Source organism: Streptomyces scabiei 87.22, assembly GCF_000091305.1.
Lineage (GTDB): Bacteria > Actinomycetota > Actinomycetes > Streptomycetales > Streptomycetaceae > Streptomyces > Streptomyces scabiei.
The window spans coordinates 8,077,013-8,095,444 of the sequence record NC_013929.1; the positions used below are offsets into that span (position 1 = coordinate 8,077,013).

Sequence of the window (18,432 nt, forward strand, 5' to 3'; positions counted from 1 at the left end):
GTATGACGGAGGCGGGCCCCGCATGTGCGGGGCCCGCCTCCGTCATACCGCGCGCATCACCAGGTGGCGCGTACCTGGCGGATGATCCGTCGGCGCAACCGCACCCTGCGGCTGCCGTCACGCAGCAGACTCAGTCGGTCCAACTCCCAGTGTCCGTACTCGGCATGGTCCGTCAGCAGGCGTGTGGCGTCCTTGCGGGAAACCCCGCGCGGTACGTACACGTCGACAAATTCGTATTCCGGCATCGGTATCTATTGTGCGGGCTGGGGCCCGGTACGGATAGCGTCTGCACTATGTCTGATGCTGCGCAGCCCACCGCTGCCGAGGTACGCGCCGCCGCCGAGGCGGTCAAGACCGCGCTCGACCGCCACCTGGCCGCGGTCGAACGCCGGTCGGGGGAGGACGACCCGGCCGTCTACGAGGCGTTCAACGAGCTGGCCGCGGCCGCCGAGGAGTACGACGAACTGCTCTACGACCGCTACGACGAGGTCACTCCCTTCGAGATCCCCGGCACCGAGGACATGCCGCCGTACACCGGCCCCGAGGAGCCCGGCGCGCTCAGCGTGCTGATCCGCCGGGACTACACGGTGGCCGAGCCGCAGCGGCTGCTGGCCCAGGCCCAGCGCGTGGAGGCGGCGGAGGAGCCTGCCGGCTCCGAGGGGGCGGCGAGCACCGTGCACGGCGCGCTGGGGCTGCTGTTCGGTGAGTTCGAACCGGACGAGATCGTCTCCCGGCACAAGGAGTTCGGCCTGGAGGAGGGCGACTCCACGCTCTGGGTGACCGCCGCGGACGACAGCGCCGACCCCGGCGAGTGGCTGGAGGCACCCTTCGACGGGGTCGATCCGCAGCGCGTCGTCTGCCGCTTCGACGTCAGCGCGGTCTTCGACGACGAGCCGGACGACGACGATGACCTGGAGCCGCCGGACGCGGACCGCTAGGGCCCAGGGGTACCCGGGGCGCCCGCCGATGCGCGGGGCGCCCCGTTCCGGCACCCGTCAGCCCGCCGGGGGCACCTGGGCCCGCAGCAACGCCGGCAGCCTCGTGGTGCGGGGCTTCGCCGGCGTCTCGGCCACCGCGCGCGGGAGCGCCTGCTCCACGCCGTGCACCACGGACAGATGCCGCTCGGCCCGCCCGAACGCGGTGTAGACCCATGGGCGGGTGAGCAGCCGTGCCGCGTCGCCGGGCAGCACCACGACCGCGGCCGGCCACCGCTGCCCCACGGCCTGGTGCGCGGTGAGCGCCCACCCGTGCCGTACGGTCTGCTCGACCCGCTCCTTCGGTACGACGACGGCCGTGCCCGCGCACTCCAGGTGCAGCCCCTCGGCGTCGGCCCTCACCACCCGGCCCGGCGTCGAACGGCCCGGCGTGGGGGAGTAGGCCACGCGGTCGCCCGGATCGAACCCGCCGAAGCGGCCCGGCCCGGGGTTCAGCCGCTCCTTGAGCGCGGTGTTGAGCGCGCGCGTGCCGGCCGCCCCGCCGTGCCCGGGGGTGATCACCTGCACCTGCTCGGCGGGGATCCCGAACGCCCTCGGCACCGAGTCCACCACGAGCTGCGCGGTCCGGTGCACCGCCTCGCCCGCGTCCCGCACCGGCACGATCACCACCTCCTTGCCGGGCGCCTCGACCTGGTTCAGCTCCCCGATGCCGATCCCGGAGACCAGTTCGCCTACGGGCCCGGGGTCGGGTGTCCGCGAGGCGATCTGCGGGCAGACGCGCGCGGCGAGCAGGTCCGCGAAGACCCGGCCCGGCCCGGCGGACCAGAGCACCCCCGGGTCGCCGCTGAGGACCAGCCGGGCCCCGTCGGGCAGCGACTCGACGAGCAGGGCGGCGGTCTCGACGTCCAGTTGGGGCGCGTCCAGCACCACGAGCAGGTCGAGGGCGAGGGCCCCGTCCCCGTCGCGGCCCGGTCCCTCGGCGCCGGACAGCAGCCCGGCGAGGGTCGTGACGGCGGCGGGGTCGACCCCGCCGGCGGTCCCCGGCCCCTCGGCGGTCTCCGACGGGGAGACGAGGCGCCGTCTTCCGTCCGCGGCGTGCGTCGCCGCGTAGGCCCGCAGTCCCAGGGCCCGGGCGGCCGTGAGCAGCGCCGCCGGTTCCGCGCGGGCCGCCTCGCCGCCGGTGTGCAGCACGAGTCCGTGTCCGGCGACGGCGCGGATCAGCTCCGCGGCGGAGCGCGGTGCCGAGGCGGCCGCCGACGCCCAGTCCGCCGTGTCCTGCTTGGGCAGGGCGTTCATGACGCGGGCGAGTCCGTCGGCGAGGCTCTCCTCGGCGAGGGCGTAACGCTCCAGGCCGACCAGGACGCGCACCGGGCGTTCCTCCGCCGCGTCGGCCTCGTCGTCCTCGGTGCCGTGGGCCGGGCGCGCGGGCGGGGCCGCGGCCGGGGTGTCGTCGAGCGCGTCCTGGAAGACCAGGGCCTCGCCCTCGGCGACGGCGCTCTGGACGGCCTCGTCGGGGTCGGGCACGGAACGCTGGGCGAGCGCCGACTCCAGCGCCGGTGCCTCCAGCGCCGTGTGCCCGGCGAGGGCCGCCTGCTCCAGCAGCCACCCGGTGACCGCGCGGCCCCGCCGCTCGTCGTCCGGGCCGCACTCCGCGCCGAGCAGCGCCCGCGCGAACCCGTCGGCCTGCTCCGGCCGTACACCGGCGACCCGCAGCAACTGCCAGGGATCCGCGCGCAGCCGGGCTCCGGCGCCCTCGCCCAGCGCCTCGGCGATCTGGGCCACCAGCGCCTCGGGGGCGCCGCCCTCGGCCAGCACCGCGCGGACGTCCTCGACGGTCTCCTCCGAGGGAGCCGTCGCACCGGCCGCGGGCGTCACCGGCTGCGGCCGCCGCACGGCCTCCGGCGCCGGCCTTCGCGGAGCCGGGTCCGGCTCCGCGAAGGCGGTGGCCGTGGGCTTCTGCCCGCCCTCCACGGCCCGTACGGCGGCCAGCAGATCGGCGGCCGTGCCGCTGAGCCCGGCCCCGCTCGCGATCGGTGCCTTCTTCTCCGCCTTGCGCCGCTCGATCCGCTCCCGCTCCAGCCGCTGTGCCGCCAACTCGGCCTGTGCCTCGGAGGTTTCGGGCGCGGCCTCGGCGCCGTCGGCCGTGGCTCCGCCGGTGTCGCCCGCGGACTCGCCGGTGTCGCCGTCGGCGGCCTCGTCCCCGGCGTCGGTGTCGTCCTTCCCGTCGGTCCCGCCCTCGGCGGTGACCTCACCCTCGCCCCCGGCCTCCCGGCCGCCGGGCGCGTCGGCGCCGTCGGCGGGCGTTCCGTCGCCCCGTCCGCCCGGCTCGTCCGGCTCCGTGGTCGCGGGCTCCGTGCTCACAGCGTGCTCCAGTCGTGATCGGGATAGCGGTGCACGGGCGCCGACACGTCGTCGAGAGCCCGGCAGATCTCGTCAGGAAGAGTAAGGCTCTCCACTGACAGTGCCCCCGTGAGCTGCAGCGCGTTGCGCGCGCCGATGATGGGCGCGGCCACGCCGGGCCGGTCGCGGACCCAGGCGAGGGCCACCTGGATCGGGGTCACCGCGAGGCCGTCCGCGGCGGTCTGTACCGCGTCCACGATGCTGGTCGCCGTGTCGTCGAGGTACGGCGCGACGAACGGGGCCATGTGCTCCGAGCCGCCCCGCGAGTCCGGGGGGGTGATGTGGCGGTACTTGGCGGTCAGCACGCCCCGGCCGAGCGGGGAGGACGGGAGCAGACCGATGCCCAGATCCAGTGCGGCGGGCAGCACTTCGCGCTCCACCCCGCGCTGCAGCAGGGAGTACTCCAGCTGCGTACTGGCCAGGCGGGTGCGTATCCCGGGGGCCGCGAGCTGCCAGGTGGCGGCCTTGGCGAGCTGCCAGCCGCAGAAGTTGGAGACCCCGGCGTAACGGGCCCGGCCGCTGCTGACGGCCAGGTCGAGGGCCTGGAGCGTCTCGTCCAACGGGGTCTCGGGGTCGTAGGCGTGGATGTGCCACACGTCGACGTGGTCGGTGCCGAGCCGGGCCAGGGAGGCGTCCAGGGCGGCGAGGAGATGGCCGCGGGAGCCGTCGAAACGGCGGTCGGGGTCCGGGACGCTGCCGGCCTTCGTCGAGATCACGAGGTCACGGCGGGGCACGAGCCCGTCCATCAACTGCCCGAGCAGATACTCCGCCTCGCCGTCCCCGTACACGTCGGCGGTGTCGACGAGCGTGCCGCCCGCCTCCCAGAACAGCTTCAACATGTCCGCGGCGTCATGCTCGTCCGTGTCACGGCCCCATGTCAGGGTGCCGAGCCCGATCCGGGACACACGCAGGCCGGTACGGCCGAGATGTCTCTGCTCCATGAACGGCGACATTACTGGCCACGGTTGGTCACGTGGTGGCCTGTGGATAACCGATTTCCCCAGGAGCCGCGGGAGAAAACCCCAGCCCCGCCCGCGCTCGCCGTACGACCCCGGCCTCCCGGGCTCTCACACGACCCGGCCCGGTAGGGTCGGCGGCGACAAGGACGTTACTGATCGGTAAGGGAAGGCGGGTCTCAATGAGGCTCGGGATCAACCTCGGCTACTGGGGCGCCGGTATGGACGGGGACAACCTGGCCGTGGCCCAGGAGGCCGACCGGCTGGGTTACGCGGTGTGCTGGGCGGCGGAGGCGTACGGCTCGGACGCCGCCACCGTGCTCAGCTGGGTCGCCGCCAAGACCGAACGCATCGACGTGGGATCGGCCATCTTCCAGATCCCGGCCCGCCAGCCCGCGATGACCGCGATGACCGCCGCGACGCTGGACTCGCTCTCCGGCGGCCGCTTCCGGCTCGGCCTCGGCGTCTCCGGACCGCAGGTCTCCGAGGGCTGGTACGGCGTCAAGTTCGACAAGCCGCTCGCCCGCACCCGCGAGTACGTGGAGATCGTCCGCAAGGCGATGACCCGCGAGCGCCTGTCGCACGACGGCGAGCACTGGACGCTGCCGCTGCCCGGCGGCCCCGGCAAGCCGCTGAAGCTGACCGTCCACCCCACCCGTGAGCACATCCCGCTGTACATCGCCGCGATCGGCCCCAAGAACCTGGAGCAGACCGGCGAGATCGCCGACGGCGCCCTGCTGATCTTCCCCTCGGCCGCGCACCTGGAGGACACCGCCGTCACGTACCTGCGGGCGGGACGGGAGAAGGCCGGCAAGACCCTCGACGGCTTCGACATCTGCCCGACGCTGCCGCTCGCCGTCGGCGACGACAAGGACGTCACGACCCTCGCCGACACCTTCCGCCCGTACACCGCGCTGTACGTGGGCGGCATGGGCAGCCGCAAGCAGAACTTCTACAACCAGCTCGCCCGGCGCATGGGATACGAGAAGGAGGCCACCGAGATCCAGGACAAGTACCTGGCCGGCGACAAGGCCGGGGCCGCGGCCGCCATCCCGCACGAGCTGATCGACCAGACGACGCTGCTCGGGTCCGTGGAGCGCATCGCCGACCGGATGACGGCCTACGCCGCGGCCGGGGTCACCACCCTCACGCTCGCCCCGGCGGGCTTCACCCTCGACGAGCGGATCGCCTCGCTGCGGGCCGGTTCGCAGGCCATGGAGCTGGCCGGGCTCGCGTAACCCGAACGGCCGAGTGGCCGACGAGAGCCGCGAAGCGGCGGGAATCGGCACGGCGTACCGATCCGAAAGTACTACGGCCGTGGTGGGGGCTCGGGGGTCTTCCCCGCCACGGCCGTCACCCGGGACAACGCGGCGACGCTCCTCCCGGTTACGCCCCCCGCCCCGCCCCGTAGTCATTCGTTCGGCGGATTTGTCCGACACAGCTGTTGCCCGGCTCGTGTCACCCCATTTGACTCGTTTTCTGCAGGACCCTGCCAGGCCCCTGCAGAGAGGTGTCCTTCGATGCTTTCGGCCAAGAGTCTGTTCCAGGAGATCGTCGACGACGACGAGTCGTTCCGGCTGTTCTGCTCCATCGCCGCCGGCGGGGAGACCCAGGGCGGCTGGGAGAACGCGCGCATCGCCGCGCTCGTCCCGCCGAGCGAGCGGGCGCTCGCACCCAAGATCACCCGCCATGGCGCCGACGAGGACAAGCACGGGCGGATCTTCAACGCCCTGATGAAGAAGCGCGGCCTCCAGCCCGTGGAGGTCCCGGCCGAGACCGACTACACGATGCTCCTGGAGCGCGGCGGCATCGGGCTCGCGCACGAGAAGCTCAAGGCCGAGGACCCCCTCTCGGTGCGGGACGTCATCGTCTACCTGTGCCACAGCCGCGTCACCGAACAGCGCGCCGCCGACCAGATGGTGATGCTCCGCAAGCACTTCGCACGTCACCCCGAGATCGGCACGGCCGTCCGGATGATCTCCGCCGACGAGGACAACCACCTCGCCTACACCCACGAGGAACTGCTGCGCTACGCGGCGGCCGGACACGGCCGCTTCATCCAGCGGACCCTGCGCGAGTGCGCCCTCGCGGAGATCGCCGTCTACCGGGACGTCAGCCTCGCCGTGATGGACCACATGGGGCGCATTCTGGGCTGGCCGAAGGCCAAGGCGGCCGTTCTCGCCGCGGGCATCCACGCGGTGTACGCCTACGAGCGGGCCCTCGGCTGGCGCCGCATGGTCAGCCTGGAGATGCCGGTCCGTCGCGACGCCCTGGGCGGACCGGCGACGGCGGCCCCCGAGTTCGCCTGACGTCCCTGTCCGTGTCCACGCGCGCGTGGACACGGACAGGGACGTCCCGCGGCTACAGCCAGCCCCGGCGCTTGAACAGGCGGAACACCAGCACCTCCGCCACGACCATCAGCGCCATCAGTGCCGGATACGACCACCCCCAGTGCAGTTCCGGCATGTGCTCGAAGTTCATGCCGTAGACCCCGGCGGCCATCGTCGGGATCGCGGCCATGGCCGCCCAGGCGGAGATCTTCCGCATGTCGTCGTTCTGGCGGACGCTCATCTGCGCCAGGTGCGCGGAGAGGATGTCGGAGACCAGCCGGTCCAGCCCCTCCACGGACTCGTTGACCCGGGTGAGGTGGTCGTTGACGTCACGGAAGAAGGGCTGGGCCTTCTCGTCGACGAAGGGCACGGCGGCGGCGTTCCCCGTGGAGGAGAGCCGGTTGAGCGGTGCGGCGAGCGGTCCGGTCGCCCGGCGGAACTCCAGGACCTGGCGTTTGAAGGTGTAGATCCGGGAGGCGGTGTTGCGTGAGCCGCCCACGTCGGGCGAGAAGACCTCCGCCTCCAGCTCCTCCAGGTCCGTCTGGAGTTCGGTCGCCACGTCGAGGTAGTGGTCGACGGTGGCGTCCGTGATCGCGTACAGCACGGACGTGGGCCCCTTGCCGAGCAGTTCGGGCTCCTGTTCCAGGCGACGTCGTACGACGCCCAGGGGCGAGCCCTCCCCGTGGCGGACGGTCACCACGAAGGCGTCGCCGAGGAAGACCATCACCTCACCGGTGGTCACGGCGTCGGTCGACGGCTCGTAGCCCACCGGCTTGAGGACCATGAACAGCGAATCGTCGTACACCTCCAGCTTGGGCCGCTGGTGCGCCTTCAGTGCGTCCTCCACGGCCAGCGGATGCAGCGCGAACTCCTCCGTGACCAGGGCGAACTCCTTCTCCGACGGTTCGTGCAGGCCGATCCACACGAAGCCGCCCGAGGCGCGGGCCGCGGCCAGGGCGTCGGAGAGGTCCTCGGGGCCCTCGGCGCGGTGCCCGTCGCGGTAGACGGCACAGTCGACGATCACAGGGGGTTCCTTTCTCGGGCACTTCGTCCACAGCCGCCGCGTGCGCGCAGGCTTTGTCCACAGGTCCGCGAGGGGCCGTCGGGCGGACGTCTACGCTGGGACGCATGCCCACGTTGATCCTTGTCCGGCACGGACGTTCCACCGCCAACACCGAGGGCGTGCTCGCCGGGTGGACGCCCGGGATCGCGCTCGACGAGCGCGGCGCCGCGCAGGCCGCGTCGTTGCCCGGCCGCCTGGCCGGGCTGCCGATCGCCGAGGTCGTCACCAGCCCGCTCCAGCGCTGCCAGGAGACGATCCGCCCGCTCCTCGACGCCCGGCCCGGCCTCGACCCGCACACCGACGACCGCATCGGCGAGTGCGACTACGGCGACTGGTCCGGCCGCAAGCTCGCCGAGCTGAACGACGAGCCGCTGATGGGGATCGTCCAGACGCATCCGACGGCCGTCGAGTTCCCCGGCGGGGAATCGATGAGGACCATGCAGCACCGGGCCGCGGAGGCGGTCCGGGAGTGGAACGCGCGCGTGGAGCGCGAGCACGGGGCCGACGCCGTGTATCTGATGTGCTCGCACGGCGACATCATCAAGTCGCTCGTCGCCGACGCACTCGGACTTCATCTGGACCTCTTCCAGCGGATCTCTGTCGAACCGTGTTCCATCACCGCGATCCGTTACACCCGGCTCAGGCCGTTTCTCGTCCGGCTCGGCGACACCGGGGACTTCGCGTCCCTGGCGCCGCGAGAGCAGCCCCCGAGCGGTGACGCCACCGTCGGGGGCGGTGCGGGGGCACCGTGATCGTCAACCGCAGTAGGGTGAAGCGGTCGCGGCGGCGCTGAAACCAGTCAGCAGCCGGCGCGGCCGGTCCCGACGTCGATTCCAATGGAGACAGGACGTGTCCCGTCAGGTGTTCCTCTACGACCCCCCGGACCGCTTCGTGGCCGGTACGGTCGGGCTGCCCGGGCGCCGGACCTTCTTCCTGCAGGCTTCCTCCGGGCAGCGCGTCACCAGTGTCGCACTGGAGAAGACGCAGGTCGCCGCGCTCGCCGAGCGCATGGACGAACTGCTGGACGAGGTCGTGCGGCGCAGCGGCGGCAGCGCCGCGGTACCGGCCGTCGCGCCCAGCGAGGTGTCGGACACGGCGCCGCTGGAGGCCCCCGTCGAGGAGGAGTTCCGGGTCGGCACCATGGCGCTGGCCTGGGACGGCGACGAGGAGCGGATGATCGTCGAGGCCCAGGCCCTGGTCGAGCTGGACGCGGACTCCGAGGAGGATCTCGCCGAGGCGGAGGAGCGGATGCTCCAGGACGAGGAGAACGGCCCGCCGATGCTCCGCGTCCGCCTCACCGGTTCGCAGGCCCGGGCCTTCGCCAAGCGCGCCCTCGACGTCGTCAACGCGGGCCGGCCGCCGTGCCCGCTGTGCAGCCTGCCGCTCGATCCGGAGGGACACGTATGTCCGCGCCAGAACGGATACCGGCGCGGGGCGTGACCCCCTCCGCCTCCGCTGCCCCCGCCGGCTCGTCCCCGCCCGACCCGCCCTCCGCCGAGCTGCTGCTCGCCGAGGGCGAGCTGACCGTGCGCGGACAGGTGCGGGAGGCGTCCAACGCCGTGCTGTACTGCACGGTCGCCCATCAGGGCAGCGAGGCCGCCTGTGTCTACAAGCCCGTCGCCGGGGAGCGGCCCCTGTGGGACTTCCCCGACGGCACGCTCGCCCAGCGGGAGGTCGCGGCCTACGAGGTGTCCGAGGCGACCGGCTGGGGGCTGGTCCCTCCCACCGTCCTGCGGGACGGGCCGTACGGGCAGGGCATGTGCCAGCTGTGGATCGAGGGCGAGCCCGGCTCCGAGCTGCTGGCCCTGGTGGAGGGCGAGGAGGCCGGGGAGGGCTGGAAGGCCGTCGGCTTCGCCGAGGTCGGGGAGGGTGAGACCGCGCTCCTCGTGCACGCGGACGACCAGCGGCTGCGGCGGCTCGCCGTCCTCGACGCGGTCGTCAACAACGCCGACCGCAAGGGCGGACACCTGCTGCCCGCCGCCGAGGGGAGGCTCTACGGCATCGACCACGGAGTGACCTTCAACGTCGAGAACAAGCTGCGGACGCTGCTGTGGGGCTGGGCGGGGGAGCCGCTCACCGACGAGGCCGTGGACGTCCTGGAACGGCTGCGGCACGCCCTCGGCGAGGGCGGCCCGCTCGCCGCGAAGCTCGTCGCGTTGATCACACCCGCCGAGCTGGACGCCACGCGGGAGCGGGTGGCCGCCCTGCTGAAGAGCGGACGCCACCCGGAGCCGAGCGGCGACTGGCCGGCGATCCCCTGGCCCCCGGTCTGACGGGGCGGGGGCGTGCCCCGTACCCCGTCGGAGGCGCGGTCAGCCACCTGCCCGCCGCGGCCGCAGTCCAGGGCGTACCTCCGAGCGGGCAGGCGCCCCGCCGATCCCCCGGAGGGAGCCCGCATAGCCGCGCGTCGATCGGGTTAGGCTCGTGGCATGCATGCCTGGCCCGCTTCTGAGGTCCCCGTCCTGCCCGGCAAGGGCCGCGACCTTCGGATCCACGACACCGCGACCGATGGGCTCATCACCCTTGACCCCGGTCCCGTCGCCCGTATCTACGTCTGCGGCATCACCCCGTACGACGCGACCCACATGGGTCACGCGGCGACCTACAACGCGTTCGACCTCGTCCAGCGCGTGTGGCTCGACACCAAGCGGCAGGTTCACTACGTCCAGAACGTCACGGACGTCGACGACCCCCTGCTGGAGCGGGCCGCGCGCGACGACATCGACTGGGTGGCCCTCGCCGAGAAGGAGACCGCCCTCTTCCGCGAGGACATGACCGCCCTGCGGATGCTCCCGCCGCGCCACTACATCGGCGCGGTCGAGGCCATCCCCGGAATCGTTCCGCTCGTCGAGCGGCTCCTCGCCTCCGGTGCCGCGTACGAACTCGAAGGGGACGTCTACTTCTCCGTCGAGGCCGACCCCGACTTCGGCAAGGTCTCGCGCCTGGACGCGGCCACGATGCGGCTGCTCTCGGCCGAGCGGGGCGGCGACCCGGACCGGGCCGGGAAGAAGAACCCCCTCGACCCGATGCTGTGGATGGCCGCGCGCGAGGGCGAGCCCAGCTGGGACGGCGGCTCCCTCGGCCGCGGCCGGCCCGGCTGGCACATCGAGTGCGTCGCCATCGCCCTCGACCACCTCGGCATGGGCTTCGACGTCCAGGGCGGCGGCTCCGACCTCGCCTTCCCGCACCACGAGATGGGCGCCTCGCACGCCCAGGCGCTGACCGGCGAGTTCCCCATGGCCAAGGCGTACGTCCACGCGGGCATGGTGGCGCTGCACGGCGAGAAGATGTCGAAGTCCAAGGGCAACCTGGTCTTCGTCTCCGCGCTGCGCCGCGACGGCGTCGACCCCGCCGCGATACGGCTCGCGCTCCTCGCCCACCACTACCGGGCCGACTGGGAGTGGACCGACCAGGTGCTCCAGGACGCCGTCGACCGCCTGGGCCGGTGGCGCGCCGCCGTCTCCCGGCCCGACGGGCCGCCCGCCGAGGCCCTCGTCGAGGAGATCCGCGAGGCCCTCGCGCACGACCTGGACGCGCCCGCCGCGCTGGCCGCGGTCGACCGCTGGGCCGCGCTCCAGGAGGAGCGGGGCGGTACGGACGAGGGCGCGCCCGGCGTCGTGTCCCGCGCCGTGGACGCGCTTCTCGGCGTGGCCCTGTGACCCACCTGAAGTAACGACTCTGCACGGGTGTCGCAGCCGACACCCGCGTCCCGTGCCTCGGACACGGGTCGGCGACGAAGGGGTGCCTCCTCCAGCCCGGGGAAGGCGCCCCTTCGGCGTTCCCGGGCTCCGGTCCCGGCTCCGTCGGGGGCACGAAGAGGCCCGGCCCGGGCGGGAGTTCACGAAAGCCACCCGCCGCGGAGCCGGAGGCGAACAGGCTCCGGGAGGCCCGCGACCGAGGACGTCCCCGGCCCTGACCCCGCCGCTCCCGCGACCCCGGCACGCCGTACCCGACCGTCCCCCGGACACCGAACCGTCCGGTCGTCGCGCGCCGCTCCCTCCGGCCTTCCGCGGGTGCGGGACGGCGCTCGGGGCCCCCGGGCCCGGGCAACCGCCCCTACCTGAGCGGCGCTTGGGCCGGACCGGCACCATCCGGCCGAAAGCCGCTCCGGGGCTGTCAAAGCCCTGTCGGCCGACCGGTGAAGGGCTGCGGGGCCGGTCGGCATGTGATGGCATGACACACGTCAGTCGAAAGGCCGGACCGGCCAGCTGCCGGTCCCTTCGTGGAAGGGACGATCAGTGGCACCCCCGCAACCCCCGCACCTCCCCTCGGCCCGTCACCTCAGTCGGCGCACCCTGCTCACGACGTCCGCCGCCGGCGCGGCCGCGCTGCTCGTCGGATCGTCCGCCGCGACCGCCTCCGCCGCCTCCAGGAACACGTGGCCCGACCGCATCCCGCTGCCGCCCGGCTTCCGCCCCGAGGGCATCGCCATCGGCGGCCACCGCGCCTACCTGGGCTCCCTCGGCGACGGCTCGATCTACCGTGCCGACCTGCGCACCGGCCAGGGCGGCATCATCTCCGCGGGCCCCGGCACGCCTTCCGTCGGGCTCAAACTCGACGACCGGGGACGGCTGTTCGTCGCCGGACGGGCCCAGGGCGCCCGGGTGGTGGACGCCCGCACCGGCGCGGTCCTCGCCTCGTACCGACTCACCACGAAGACGCCGACCTTCGCCAACGACGTCTTCCTCACCCCCCGCGCCGCCTGGTTCACCGACTCCTTCCAGCCCGCCCTGTACGCCCTGCCGCTCGGCGCCCACGGGCGACTGCCGGCCCCGGACAAGGTCGTGACGCTCACCCTGAGCGGTGCCTGGTCCCAGACTCCCGGTGAGGTCGTCAACGCCAACGGCATCACCGGCACCCCGGACGGCAAGGCACTCCTCGTCGTCCAGTCCGGCGCGGGCGGCCTGCACCGGGTCGACCCCAGGACCGGCGTCACCGAACTCGTCGACCTCGGTGACGCGGCCCCCCTCACCAACGGTGACGGGCTGCTGCTCCTCGGACGGCGGCTCTACGTCGTCCAGAACCGCCAGAACGCGATCGACGTGTTCAAGCTCTCCGCGGACGGACGCAGCGGCATCTTCGAGGACCGTCTCATCGACGCCGGTTTCGACGTCCCGACCACGGCCGCAGCCCACGGCAACCGCCTCTACCTGCCCAACGCCCGCTTCACGACGACCCCGACCCCGGACACGGCGTACGCGGTGGTGGCCGTGAAGCGCTGAGCGCGCGGTGACCGCCGCCCGGTTTCCCCGCGCCCAGCGACGGGCGCGGGGGACCGCACGGCCGGAGGGGCCTCAGTCGTCCGACGAATCCTCGTCCTCGGATCCGGCCTCGGTACCCGCCTCGGTCCCGGACCCCGCCTCGGTGTCGGCCTCGGGCCGCGCCGGCTTCGGCGGCCGCGCACGCCCGCCGGGGTTGTCCTTGGGGGTCCACGCCCCGCCGGGCCCGTCGCCGCCGTCGACCGTGGCGTGACCGCCCGGCGTCGGACCGCCCCCGTCACGGCGCCGCAGATACCGCTCGAACTCGCGCGCGATGGCCTCTCCCGACGCCTCCGGCAGCTCCGCCGTGTCCCGGGCCTCCTCCAGCGTCTGCACGTACTCGGCGACCTCGCTGTCCTCCGCCGCCAGCTGGTCCACCCCCACCTGCCAGGCGCGCGCGTCCTCGGGCAGCTCGCCCAGCGGGATGCGCACGTCGATCAGGTCCTCCAGCCGGTTCAGCAGAGCGAGCGTCGCCTTCGGGTTCGGCGGCTGCGACACGTAGTGCGGCACCGCCGCCCAGAGCGAGACGGCCGGGACGCCCGCGTGTGTGCACGCCTCCTGGAGGATGCCGACGATGCCCGTGGGGCCCTCGTACTTGGTCTCCTCCAGGTCCATCCGCTGCGCCAGGTCCGGGTCGGACGTGACCCCGCTGACCGGGACCGGACGTGTGTGTGGGGTGTCCCCGAGCAGCGCGCCCATGATGACCACCAGCTCCACGCCCAGCTCGTGGGCGAAGCCCAGCAGCTCGTTGCAGAACGAGCGCCAGCGCATCGACGGTTCGATGCCCCGGACGAGCACGAGATCGCGGGGCTTGTCGCCGCCGACCCGCACCACCGACAACCTTGTCGTCGGCCAGGTGATCTTCCGCACGCCGCCGTCCAGCCACACCGTGGGGCGGTTCACCTGGAAGTCGTAGTAGTCCTCGGCGTCCAGCGCCGCGAACACCTCGCCCTTCCACTCCTTGTCCAGATGCGCGACCGCGGTGGAGGCGGCGTCGCCGGCGTCGTTCCAGCCTTCGAACGCGGCCACCATCACTGGGTCGATCAGCTCGGGAACCCCCTCCAGCTCGATCACCCAGCGCCTCCTTCCGACGTGCCCTCGCGTACGCCCCAACCTTACGGCGTGCGGCGGGAGCCTCCGCAGCCCCCTTGCACGGGGGAGTGAACGGATCAATGCCCCGTTCGCACGGCACAAACCCTCGGGGGCGACGAGGGCCGCGAATGATCGACTTCTCGGATCGCCCTCTCAGAGCGTGGAGCGCAGCCACTGCTCCACGCTCGCGATGTGCACCGTGGCCCAGGACCGCGCGGCGTCGGCGTCCCGGTCGCGCAGGGCGGCCAGGATGGCGCGGTGTTCGTGCAGGGTCCGGCTGACGGCGTCCTCCTGGGTCAGACCGCGCCAGATGCGGGCCCGGGTGGTCGGCCCCGACAGGCCGTCGAGGAGCGAGCACAGCACCGAGTTGCCGGAACTCTGCACGATGCCCCGGTGGAACTCCAGGTCGCAGGCGACCAGTTCCTCCACCGACGGCGCGGTGCCGAGCCTGTCCAGCTGGGTGGTCAGCGCGTCCAGCTGCTGCTCGCTGATCCTCAGGGCGGCCATCGCCGTCGCCGCGGGTTCGAGTATGCGGCGCACGGCGAGGAACTCCAGGACCGTGTCGTCGCGGTGGAAGTCCACGACGAAACTCAGCGCTTCGAGGAGGAGCTGCGGGTCGAGGCTGGTGACATAGGTGCCGTCGCCCTGCCGTACGTCGAGGATGCGGATCAGCGACAGGGCGCGTACGGCCTCGCGCAGGGAGTTGCGGGACAGCCCCAGGTCGGCGGCCAGCTCACTCTCCTTCGGGAGCCGGTCGCCGGGGCGCAGGGCGCCGGAGACGATCATTCCCTTGATCTTCTCGATCGCCTCGTCGGTGACTGCCATGGTGGACCCCTCCCTGGTCGTTCAGACATCCGATGTCTCAGGCCATTATGGCGGCTTCCCTACCTCTATCAGGCCAAAGTCTCCGGATCGGCCGAGGGCCCGCTCACGGCGGTCGGCCGCGCGGACGGTGTGGGCGGGATACCAGCGGATTCCGGCCCGCCCGCCTCCCGGCTTCGAACTGCGGTTCCCGTCGATTCTCCGAGGTCATGTACGGTGTCGGGCACCGTCGGAACACCAGGAGTGCCCCGCTATGCCCCAGGAACTGCGTGCCGTCGACTGGACCGGAAACAGCCTTGCGCTCATCGACCAGACGGTCCTGCCGCAGCGCACCGAGACGGTCGAGATCCGCGAGGTCGACGCGCTGATATCCGCCATCCGGCGCCTCGTCGTGCGCGGCGCGCCCGCGATCGGGGCGGCGGGAGCGTACGGCGTGGCGATCGCGCTGCTCCAGGGACGGCGCGAGGGCTGGCCGACCGAGGAGGTGCGCGCCGCCGTGGCCCGGGTCCGTGCGGCCCGCCCGACCGCCGTGAACCTGATGGTCTGCGTGGACCGTGTCATGACGCGCTTCGACGAGGGGCTGGAGGCGGTGCTGGAGGAGGCCGCCGCCGTCCAGCGCGAGGACGTCGAGGCGAACCGGGCGATGGGCGCGCACGGCGCCGACTGGCTGCTGAAGCGGGTGGACGTCGACCGTCCGCTGCGGGTGCTGACGCACTGCAACACGGGGGCGCTCGCGACCGCCGGGTGGGGCACGGCTCTCGGTGTCGTCCGGGAACTGCACGCGCGCGGCCGCCTCGACGTGGTCTACGCCGACGAGACGCGCCCCCTGCTCCAGGGATCCCGGCTGACCGCCTGGGAGTTGCTCCAGGAGGGGATACCCCACTACGTCCAGGTCGACGGCGCCGCCGCCGGCACCATCCTGCGGGGCGAGGTCGACGCGGCGATCGTGGGCGCGGACCGTATCGCGGCCAACGGCGACACGGCGAACAAGGTCGGCACCGTGGGCGTCGCCCTGGCCTGCGCCGACGCGGGCATCCCCTTCCTCGTGGCCGCTCCCACCACCACGGTCGACGTCGCCACCGCCACCGGCGCCGACATCCACATCGAACTGCGGGGCGAGGACGAGGTGCTGGAGTGGGGCGGCGTCCGCACCGCCCCGGTCGGCTCGCGCGGCCACAACCCGGCGTTCGACGTGACCCCGGGCCGCCTGGTGACGGGCCTGGTCACCGAGCAGGGCGTGTGGGAGGTCTCGGCGGGAGAGCTGCCGGGGGAGCGGCTGCGGTAGGCAGGCAGAGCAGAGGGGCGGCCCGGTCGTCGCGACCGGGCCGCCCTTCTGCCAGTGGGTCAGCGCTGGGTGAGCTCCAGCTCCAGCAGCCACTCCACCACTTCGGTGTGGTGCCGGGCCTGGCGGGGCGTGGCGCCCCAGACGTACAGGCCGTGGCCGGCGACGACCACCGCCGGCATGTGCGGGTCGCGGGCGGCCTCCAGGCGGTCGCCGAGGACCTTCATGTCCTGGCTGTTGGCGATGACGGGGAGGGTGACCTCCACGTCGTGGGCGGGACGGCCGATGCCCTTGAGCATCTCCAGATCCCGGAAGACGATCCCGCCGGGCTCGCGGCGGCCCATCGCCACGGAGGCGACGGTGTGCACGTGGACCACCGCGCCGGCCCCCGTCAGCGCGGCCACGCGCGCGTGCAGCTCGGCCTCCGCGGACGGCCTGCCGCCCCGCACGGCGGCACCGGCACCGTCGACCAGCACCACGTCGGCCGCCGTCAGTTCACCCTTGTCGTGGCCGCTCGCGGTGACCGCCAGTCGCAGCGGGTCGCGGGACAGCACCACCGACAGGTTGCCCGAGGTGCCGCGCATCCAGCCGAAGGAGGCGAAGCGGGCCGACTCGGCGGCCAGGACGGCACCGGCCTCCTCCAGGTCGAGTGCCGAGATCTCGGTGGTCATGCGCTGCTCCTCGTGATGGTGATCTCGTCGAACGTCCTCGCCTCGGCGTGGTCGCCGACGCCCGGCTCGTAGTACGGCTCCCCGGGCCGGCGGATGCCGACGGCCCGCCAGCCCGCCTCCCGCGCCGCGTCCAGCTCGCCGGGCCGGTCGGAGAGGAAGAGGATGCGCTCCGGGGTCGCGGAGAGTCCGAGGGCCCCCGCGATCGCGCGGTACGAGGCGGCCTCCTGCTTCGGGCCCGCGTTCTCGGTGTCGTACAGCCCCTCGACCAGCGGCAGCAGATCGCCCTCGGGGCTCGACCGGAACCACGCGCGCTGGGCGGCCACGGAACCCGAGGAGTACACGTGCAGGCGTACGCCCGCCGCGTGCCAGGCGCGCAGGGCCGGGAGGACGTCGTCGTAGAAGTGGGAGACGAGGTCGCCGCGGGCGAAGCCCTCGGACCAGATGACGCCCTGGAGGGTCTTCAGCGGGGTCGCCTTGCGGTCCTCGTCGAGCCATGCGTGGAGGGCCTGCTCGACGCGTACGACGTCGGCGTCCGGCTCGGCGATGAGGTCCCGTACCTGCGCCACCGCCCGCGCCACCTCCGGATCACCGCTCCGCTCCGAGAGCAGCGCTCCGAAGCGAGAGCGGGAGTACGGATAGAGCACGTCCACCACGAACCCCGTGGCGCTCGTGGTGCCCTCGATGTCGAGCACCACGGAGTCGACGGCGTGGAGGCCGAGGGCCTGGCTCACGCCGCTGCCCTGTCCTGCCGGTACCCGGCGTCGATCGTGTCGTAGTCCGGGAAGCGGGAGGCGATGGCGGAGCCGGTGAAGTTGCCGATCCAGCCGTCCTCCTCGTGGAAGAAGCGGATCGCGGTGAACGACGGGGTGGTGCCCATGTCGAACCAGTGCGTCGTCCCGCGCGGCACCCCCAGCAGGTCGCCCTTCTCGCAGTAGACCGCGTGCACCTCGCCGTTCACATGCAGATAGAAGATGCCGGAGCCGGAGACGAAGAAGCGGACCTCGTCATCGTCGTCGTGCGTGTGCTCCTGCAGGAACTTGGCGCGTGCGGCCGCGGCCCTCGCCGGGAACTCCGGGTCGTCGCTCGGGTGCAGTCCGAGGACGTCGACGGTGGTGAAGCCCTCCTCGGCGTTGAGCCGGTCGATCTCCGGGCCGTACGCGGCGAACACGGTCTCGCTGTCGGCGTCGGCCGGGACGTCCTCGCGGATCGGCCACTGCTCGTAGCGCACCCCGAGCGGTGCAAGCGCGGCCGCGATCTCGACGGGGTCGCTGGTGCGGCGCACCAGGGTCTCCGGTCCGGACTCGGGCCAGGTGGTCAGCAGGGTCATGAGAGCAACTCCGTGAATCTGGAAGGGATGTCCGGATACCGAGACAAGTACCCGGGAGGCTGAGGGAAGCGCGAGCGAGGGGCGAGCGAGGGGCGAGCGACCGGTCAGCGGTGACACAGGGCGCCGGGACACCGGCGCGTACCGGCGGGCAGGCGCTGCGCCGTCGCGTCGATCGTCGTCATGGGGGCCTCACCGGGGTGCCGGCCGGGTGCCGGTACCGCGATCGTAACTCCGGTCCGTGTACCGGCCATGTGTGACGTAGTCGTTGTCTCACGTGTTGAGAAACCGCTCTCATT

General features: G+C 73.0%; 18 protein-coding genes. 9 read left to right on the top strand and 9 right to left on the bottom strand.

Features of this window, described 5'->3' with window-relative positions:
- Positions 1-56: 56 nt before the first annotated feature.
- Entirely contained in the window at positions 57-245 is a 189-nt protein-coding gene (locus tag SCAB_RS34955; protein ID WP_005485166.1) for a DUF5703 family protein, read from the bottom strand.
- A 48-nt stretch (positions 246-293) separates the two neighbouring features.
- Here SCAB_RS34955 and SCAB_RS34960 point away from each other — a divergent pair, with 48 nt between their 5' ends.
- Positions 294-938, top strand: a complete 645-nt coding sequence (locus SCAB_RS34960) for a hypothetical protein (protein ID WP_013004834.1) — start codon at positions 294-296, stop codon at positions 936-938.
- A gap of 57 nt (positions 939-995) precedes the next feature.
- On the opposite strand, the gene SCAB_RS34965 is transcribed toward SCAB_RS34960, so the two are convergent.
- Both SCAB_RS34965 and SCAB_RS34970 read right to left on the bottom strand, forming a co-directional pair.
- Positions 996-3,296, bottom strand: a complete 2,301-nt coding sequence (locus tag SCAB_RS34965) for a helix-hairpin-helix domain-containing protein (protein WP_013004835.1) — start codon at positions 3,294-3,296, stop codon at positions 996-998.
- Positions 3,293-4,276 (bottom strand): aldo/keto reductase, encoded by a 984-nt coding sequence (locus tag SCAB_RS34970; RefSeq protein ID WP_013004836.1) that lies wholly within the window; start codon positions 4,274-4,276, stop codon positions 3,293-3,295. Before SCAB_RS34970 ends, SCAB_RS34965 begins: the two co-directional genes overlap by 4 nt.
- A 197-nt stretch (positions 4,277-4,473) precedes the next feature.
- On the opposite strand from SCAB_RS34970, the gene SCAB_RS34975 reads away from it, so the two are divergent.
- A complete protein-coding gene (locus SCAB_RS34975) occupies positions 4,474-5,529 on the top strand; it encodes an LLM class F420-dependent oxidoreductase (RefSeq protein ID WP_013004837.1) in 1,056 nt (351 codons plus the stop codon).
- Positions 5,530-5,811: 282 nt separating this feature from the next.
- On the top strand, positions 5,812-6,600 hold the full coding sequence (locus tag SCAB_RS34980; RefSeq protein ID WP_013004838.1) for a hypothetical protein: 789 nt from the start codon (positions 5,812-5,814) through the stop codon (positions 6,598-6,600).
- 52 nt (positions 6,601-6,652) lie between these two features.
- Here SCAB_RS34980 and corA read toward each other — a convergent pair whose 3' ends face one another.
- On the bottom strand, positions 6,653-7,645 hold the full coding sequence (corA, locus tag SCAB_RS34985; protein ID WP_013004839.1) for a magnesium/cobalt transporter CorA: 993 nt from the start codon (positions 7,643-7,645) through the stop codon (positions 6,653-6,655).
- Positions 7,646-7,749: 104 nt separating this feature from the next.
- Between corA and SCAB_RS34990 the strand changes: the two genes are divergently transcribed.
- From SCAB_RS34990 to SCAB_RS35010, 5 genes are all read left to right on the top strand, one after another.
- The gene (locus SCAB_RS34990) at positions 7,750-8,436 is read left to right on the top strand and encodes a histidine phosphatase family protein (protein ID WP_013004840.1); all 687 of its coding nucleotides are present in this window, start codon (positions 7,750-7,752) and stop codon (positions 8,434-8,436) included.
- A 97-nt stretch (positions 8,437-8,533) separates the two neighbouring features.
- Positions 8,534-9,124 (top strand): DUF3090 domain-containing protein, encoded by a 591-nt coding sequence (locus SCAB_RS34995; RefSeq protein WP_013004841.1) that lies wholly within the window; start codon positions 8,534-8,536, stop codon positions 9,122-9,124.
- Positions 9,088-9,957, top strand: coding sequence for an SCO1664 family protein (locus SCAB_RS35000; protein WP_173402934.1), 870 nt, complete (start codon positions 9,088-9,090; stop codon positions 9,955-9,957). The genes SCAB_RS34995 and SCAB_RS35000 overlap by 37 nt, the downstream gene beginning before the upstream one ends.
- A gap of 156 nt (positions 9,958-10,113) precedes the next feature.
- Positions 10,114-11,343, top strand: a complete 1,230-nt coding sequence (gene mshC, locus SCAB_RS35005; RefSeq protein WP_013004843.1) for a cysteine--1-D-myo-inosityl 2-amino-2-deoxy-alpha-D-glucopyranoside ligase — start codon at positions 10,114-10,116, stop codon at positions 11,341-11,343.
- Between the two features lie 579 nt (positions 11,344-11,922).
- Positions 11,923-12,906 carry an SMP-30/gluconolactonase/LRE family protein gene (locus SCAB_RS35010; RefSeq protein WP_013004844.1) on the top strand — a complete coding sequence of 328 codons (984 nt, stop codon included), beginning with the start codon at positions 11,923-11,925 and terminating at the stop codon, positions 12,904-12,906.
- Positions 12,907-12,978: 72 nt separating this feature from the next.
- On the opposite strand, the gene SCAB_RS35015 is transcribed toward SCAB_RS35010, so the two are convergent.
- The gene (locus SCAB_RS35015; RefSeq protein ID WP_013004845.1) at positions 12,979-14,016 is read right to left on the bottom strand and encodes a PAC2 family protein; all 1,038 of its coding nucleotides are present in this window, start codon (positions 14,014-14,016) and stop codon (positions 12,979-12,981) included.
- A 171-nt stretch (positions 14,017-14,187) separates the two neighbouring features.
- Positions 14,188-14,859 carry a FadR/GntR family transcriptional regulator gene (locus SCAB_RS35020; RefSeq protein WP_013004846.1) on the bottom strand — a complete coding sequence of 224 codons (672 nt, stop codon included), beginning with the start codon at positions 14,857-14,859 and terminating at the stop codon, positions 14,188-14,190.
- 250 nt (positions 14,860-15,109) lie between these two features.
- Here SCAB_RS35020 and mtnA point away from each other — a divergent pair, with 250 nt between their 5' ends.
- The gene (gene mtnA, locus SCAB_RS35025; RefSeq protein WP_013004847.1) at positions 15,110-16,141 is read left to right on the top strand and encodes an S-methyl-5-thioribose-1-phosphate isomerase; all 1,032 of its coding nucleotides are present in this window, start codon (positions 15,110-15,112) and stop codon (positions 16,139-16,141) included.
- A gap of 59 nt (positions 16,142-16,200) precedes the next feature.
- On the opposite strand, the gene mtnB is transcribed toward mtnA, so the two are convergent.
- The 3 genes from mtnB to SCAB_RS35040 are packed head-to-tail and all read right to left on the bottom strand — an operon-like array spanning position 16,201 to position 18,136.
- A complete protein-coding gene (mtnB, locus tag SCAB_RS35030) occupies positions 16,201-16,809 on the bottom strand; it encodes a methylthioribulose 1-phosphate dehydratase (protein ID WP_013004848.1) in 609 nt (202 codons plus the stop codon).
- A complete protein-coding gene (mtnC, locus tag SCAB_RS35035; protein ID WP_013004849.1) occupies positions 16,806-17,540 on the bottom strand; it encodes an acireductone synthase in 735 nt (244 codons plus the stop codon). The genes mtnB and mtnC overlap by 4 nt, the downstream gene beginning before the upstream one ends.
- Positions 17,537-18,136 (bottom strand): 1,2-dihydroxy-3-keto-5-methylthiopentene dioxygenase, encoded by a 600-nt coding sequence (locus tag SCAB_RS35040; RefSeq protein ID WP_013004850.1) that lies wholly within the window; start codon positions 18,134-18,136, stop codon positions 17,537-17,539. The genes mtnC and SCAB_RS35040 overlap by 4 nt, the downstream gene beginning before the upstream one ends.
- Between the last annotated feature and the right edge of the window lie 296 nt (positions 18,137-18,432).

Coding starts and splice junctions, on each gene's coding strand:
- mshC (WP_013004843.1), top strand. CDS start 10,114: ATGCATGCCTGGCCCGCTTCTGAGGTCCCCGTCCTGCCCGGCAAGGGC.
- SCAB_RS34955 (WP_005485166.1), bottom strand. CDS start 245: ATGCCGGAATACGAATTTGTCGACGTGTACGTACCGCGCGGGGTTTCC.
- mtnB (WP_013004848.1), bottom strand. CDS start 16,809: ATGACCACCGAGATCTCGGCACTCGACCTGGAGGAGGCCGGTGCCGTC.
- SCAB_RS34990 (WP_013004840.1), top strand. CDS start 7,750: ATGCCCACGTTGATCCTTGTCCGGCACGGACGTTCCACCGCCAACACC.
- SCAB_RS34980 (WP_013004838.1), top strand. CDS start 5,812: ATGCTTTCGGCCAAGAGTCTGTTCCAGGAGATCGTCGACGACGACGAG.
- SCAB_RS35020 (WP_013004846.1), bottom strand. CDS start 14,859: ATGGCAGTCACCGACGAGGCGATCGAGAAGATCAAGGGAATGATCGTC.
- SCAB_RS34970 (WP_013004836.1), bottom strand. CDS start 4,276: ATGGAGCAGAGACATCTCGGCCGTACCGGCCTGCGTGTGTCCCGGATC.
- mtnA (WP_013004847.1), top strand. CDS start 15,110: ATGCCCCAGGAACTGCGTGCCGTCGACTGGACCGGAAACAGCCTTGCG.
- SCAB_RS34975 (WP_013004837.1), top strand. CDS start 4,474: ATGAGGCTCGGGATCAACCTCGGCTACTGGGGCGCCGGTATGGACGGG.
- SCAB_RS35000 (WP_173402934.1), top strand. CDS start 9,088: ATGTCCGCGCCAGAACGGATACCGGCGCGGGGCGTGACCCCCTCCGCC.
- SCAB_RS34960 (WP_013004834.1), top strand. CDS start 294: ATGTCTGATGCTGCGCAGCCCACCGCTGCCGAGGTACGCGCCGCCGCC.
- SCAB_RS35040 (WP_013004850.1), bottom strand. CDS start 18,136: ATGACCCTGCTGACCACCTGGCCCGAGTCCGGACCGGAGACCCTGGTG.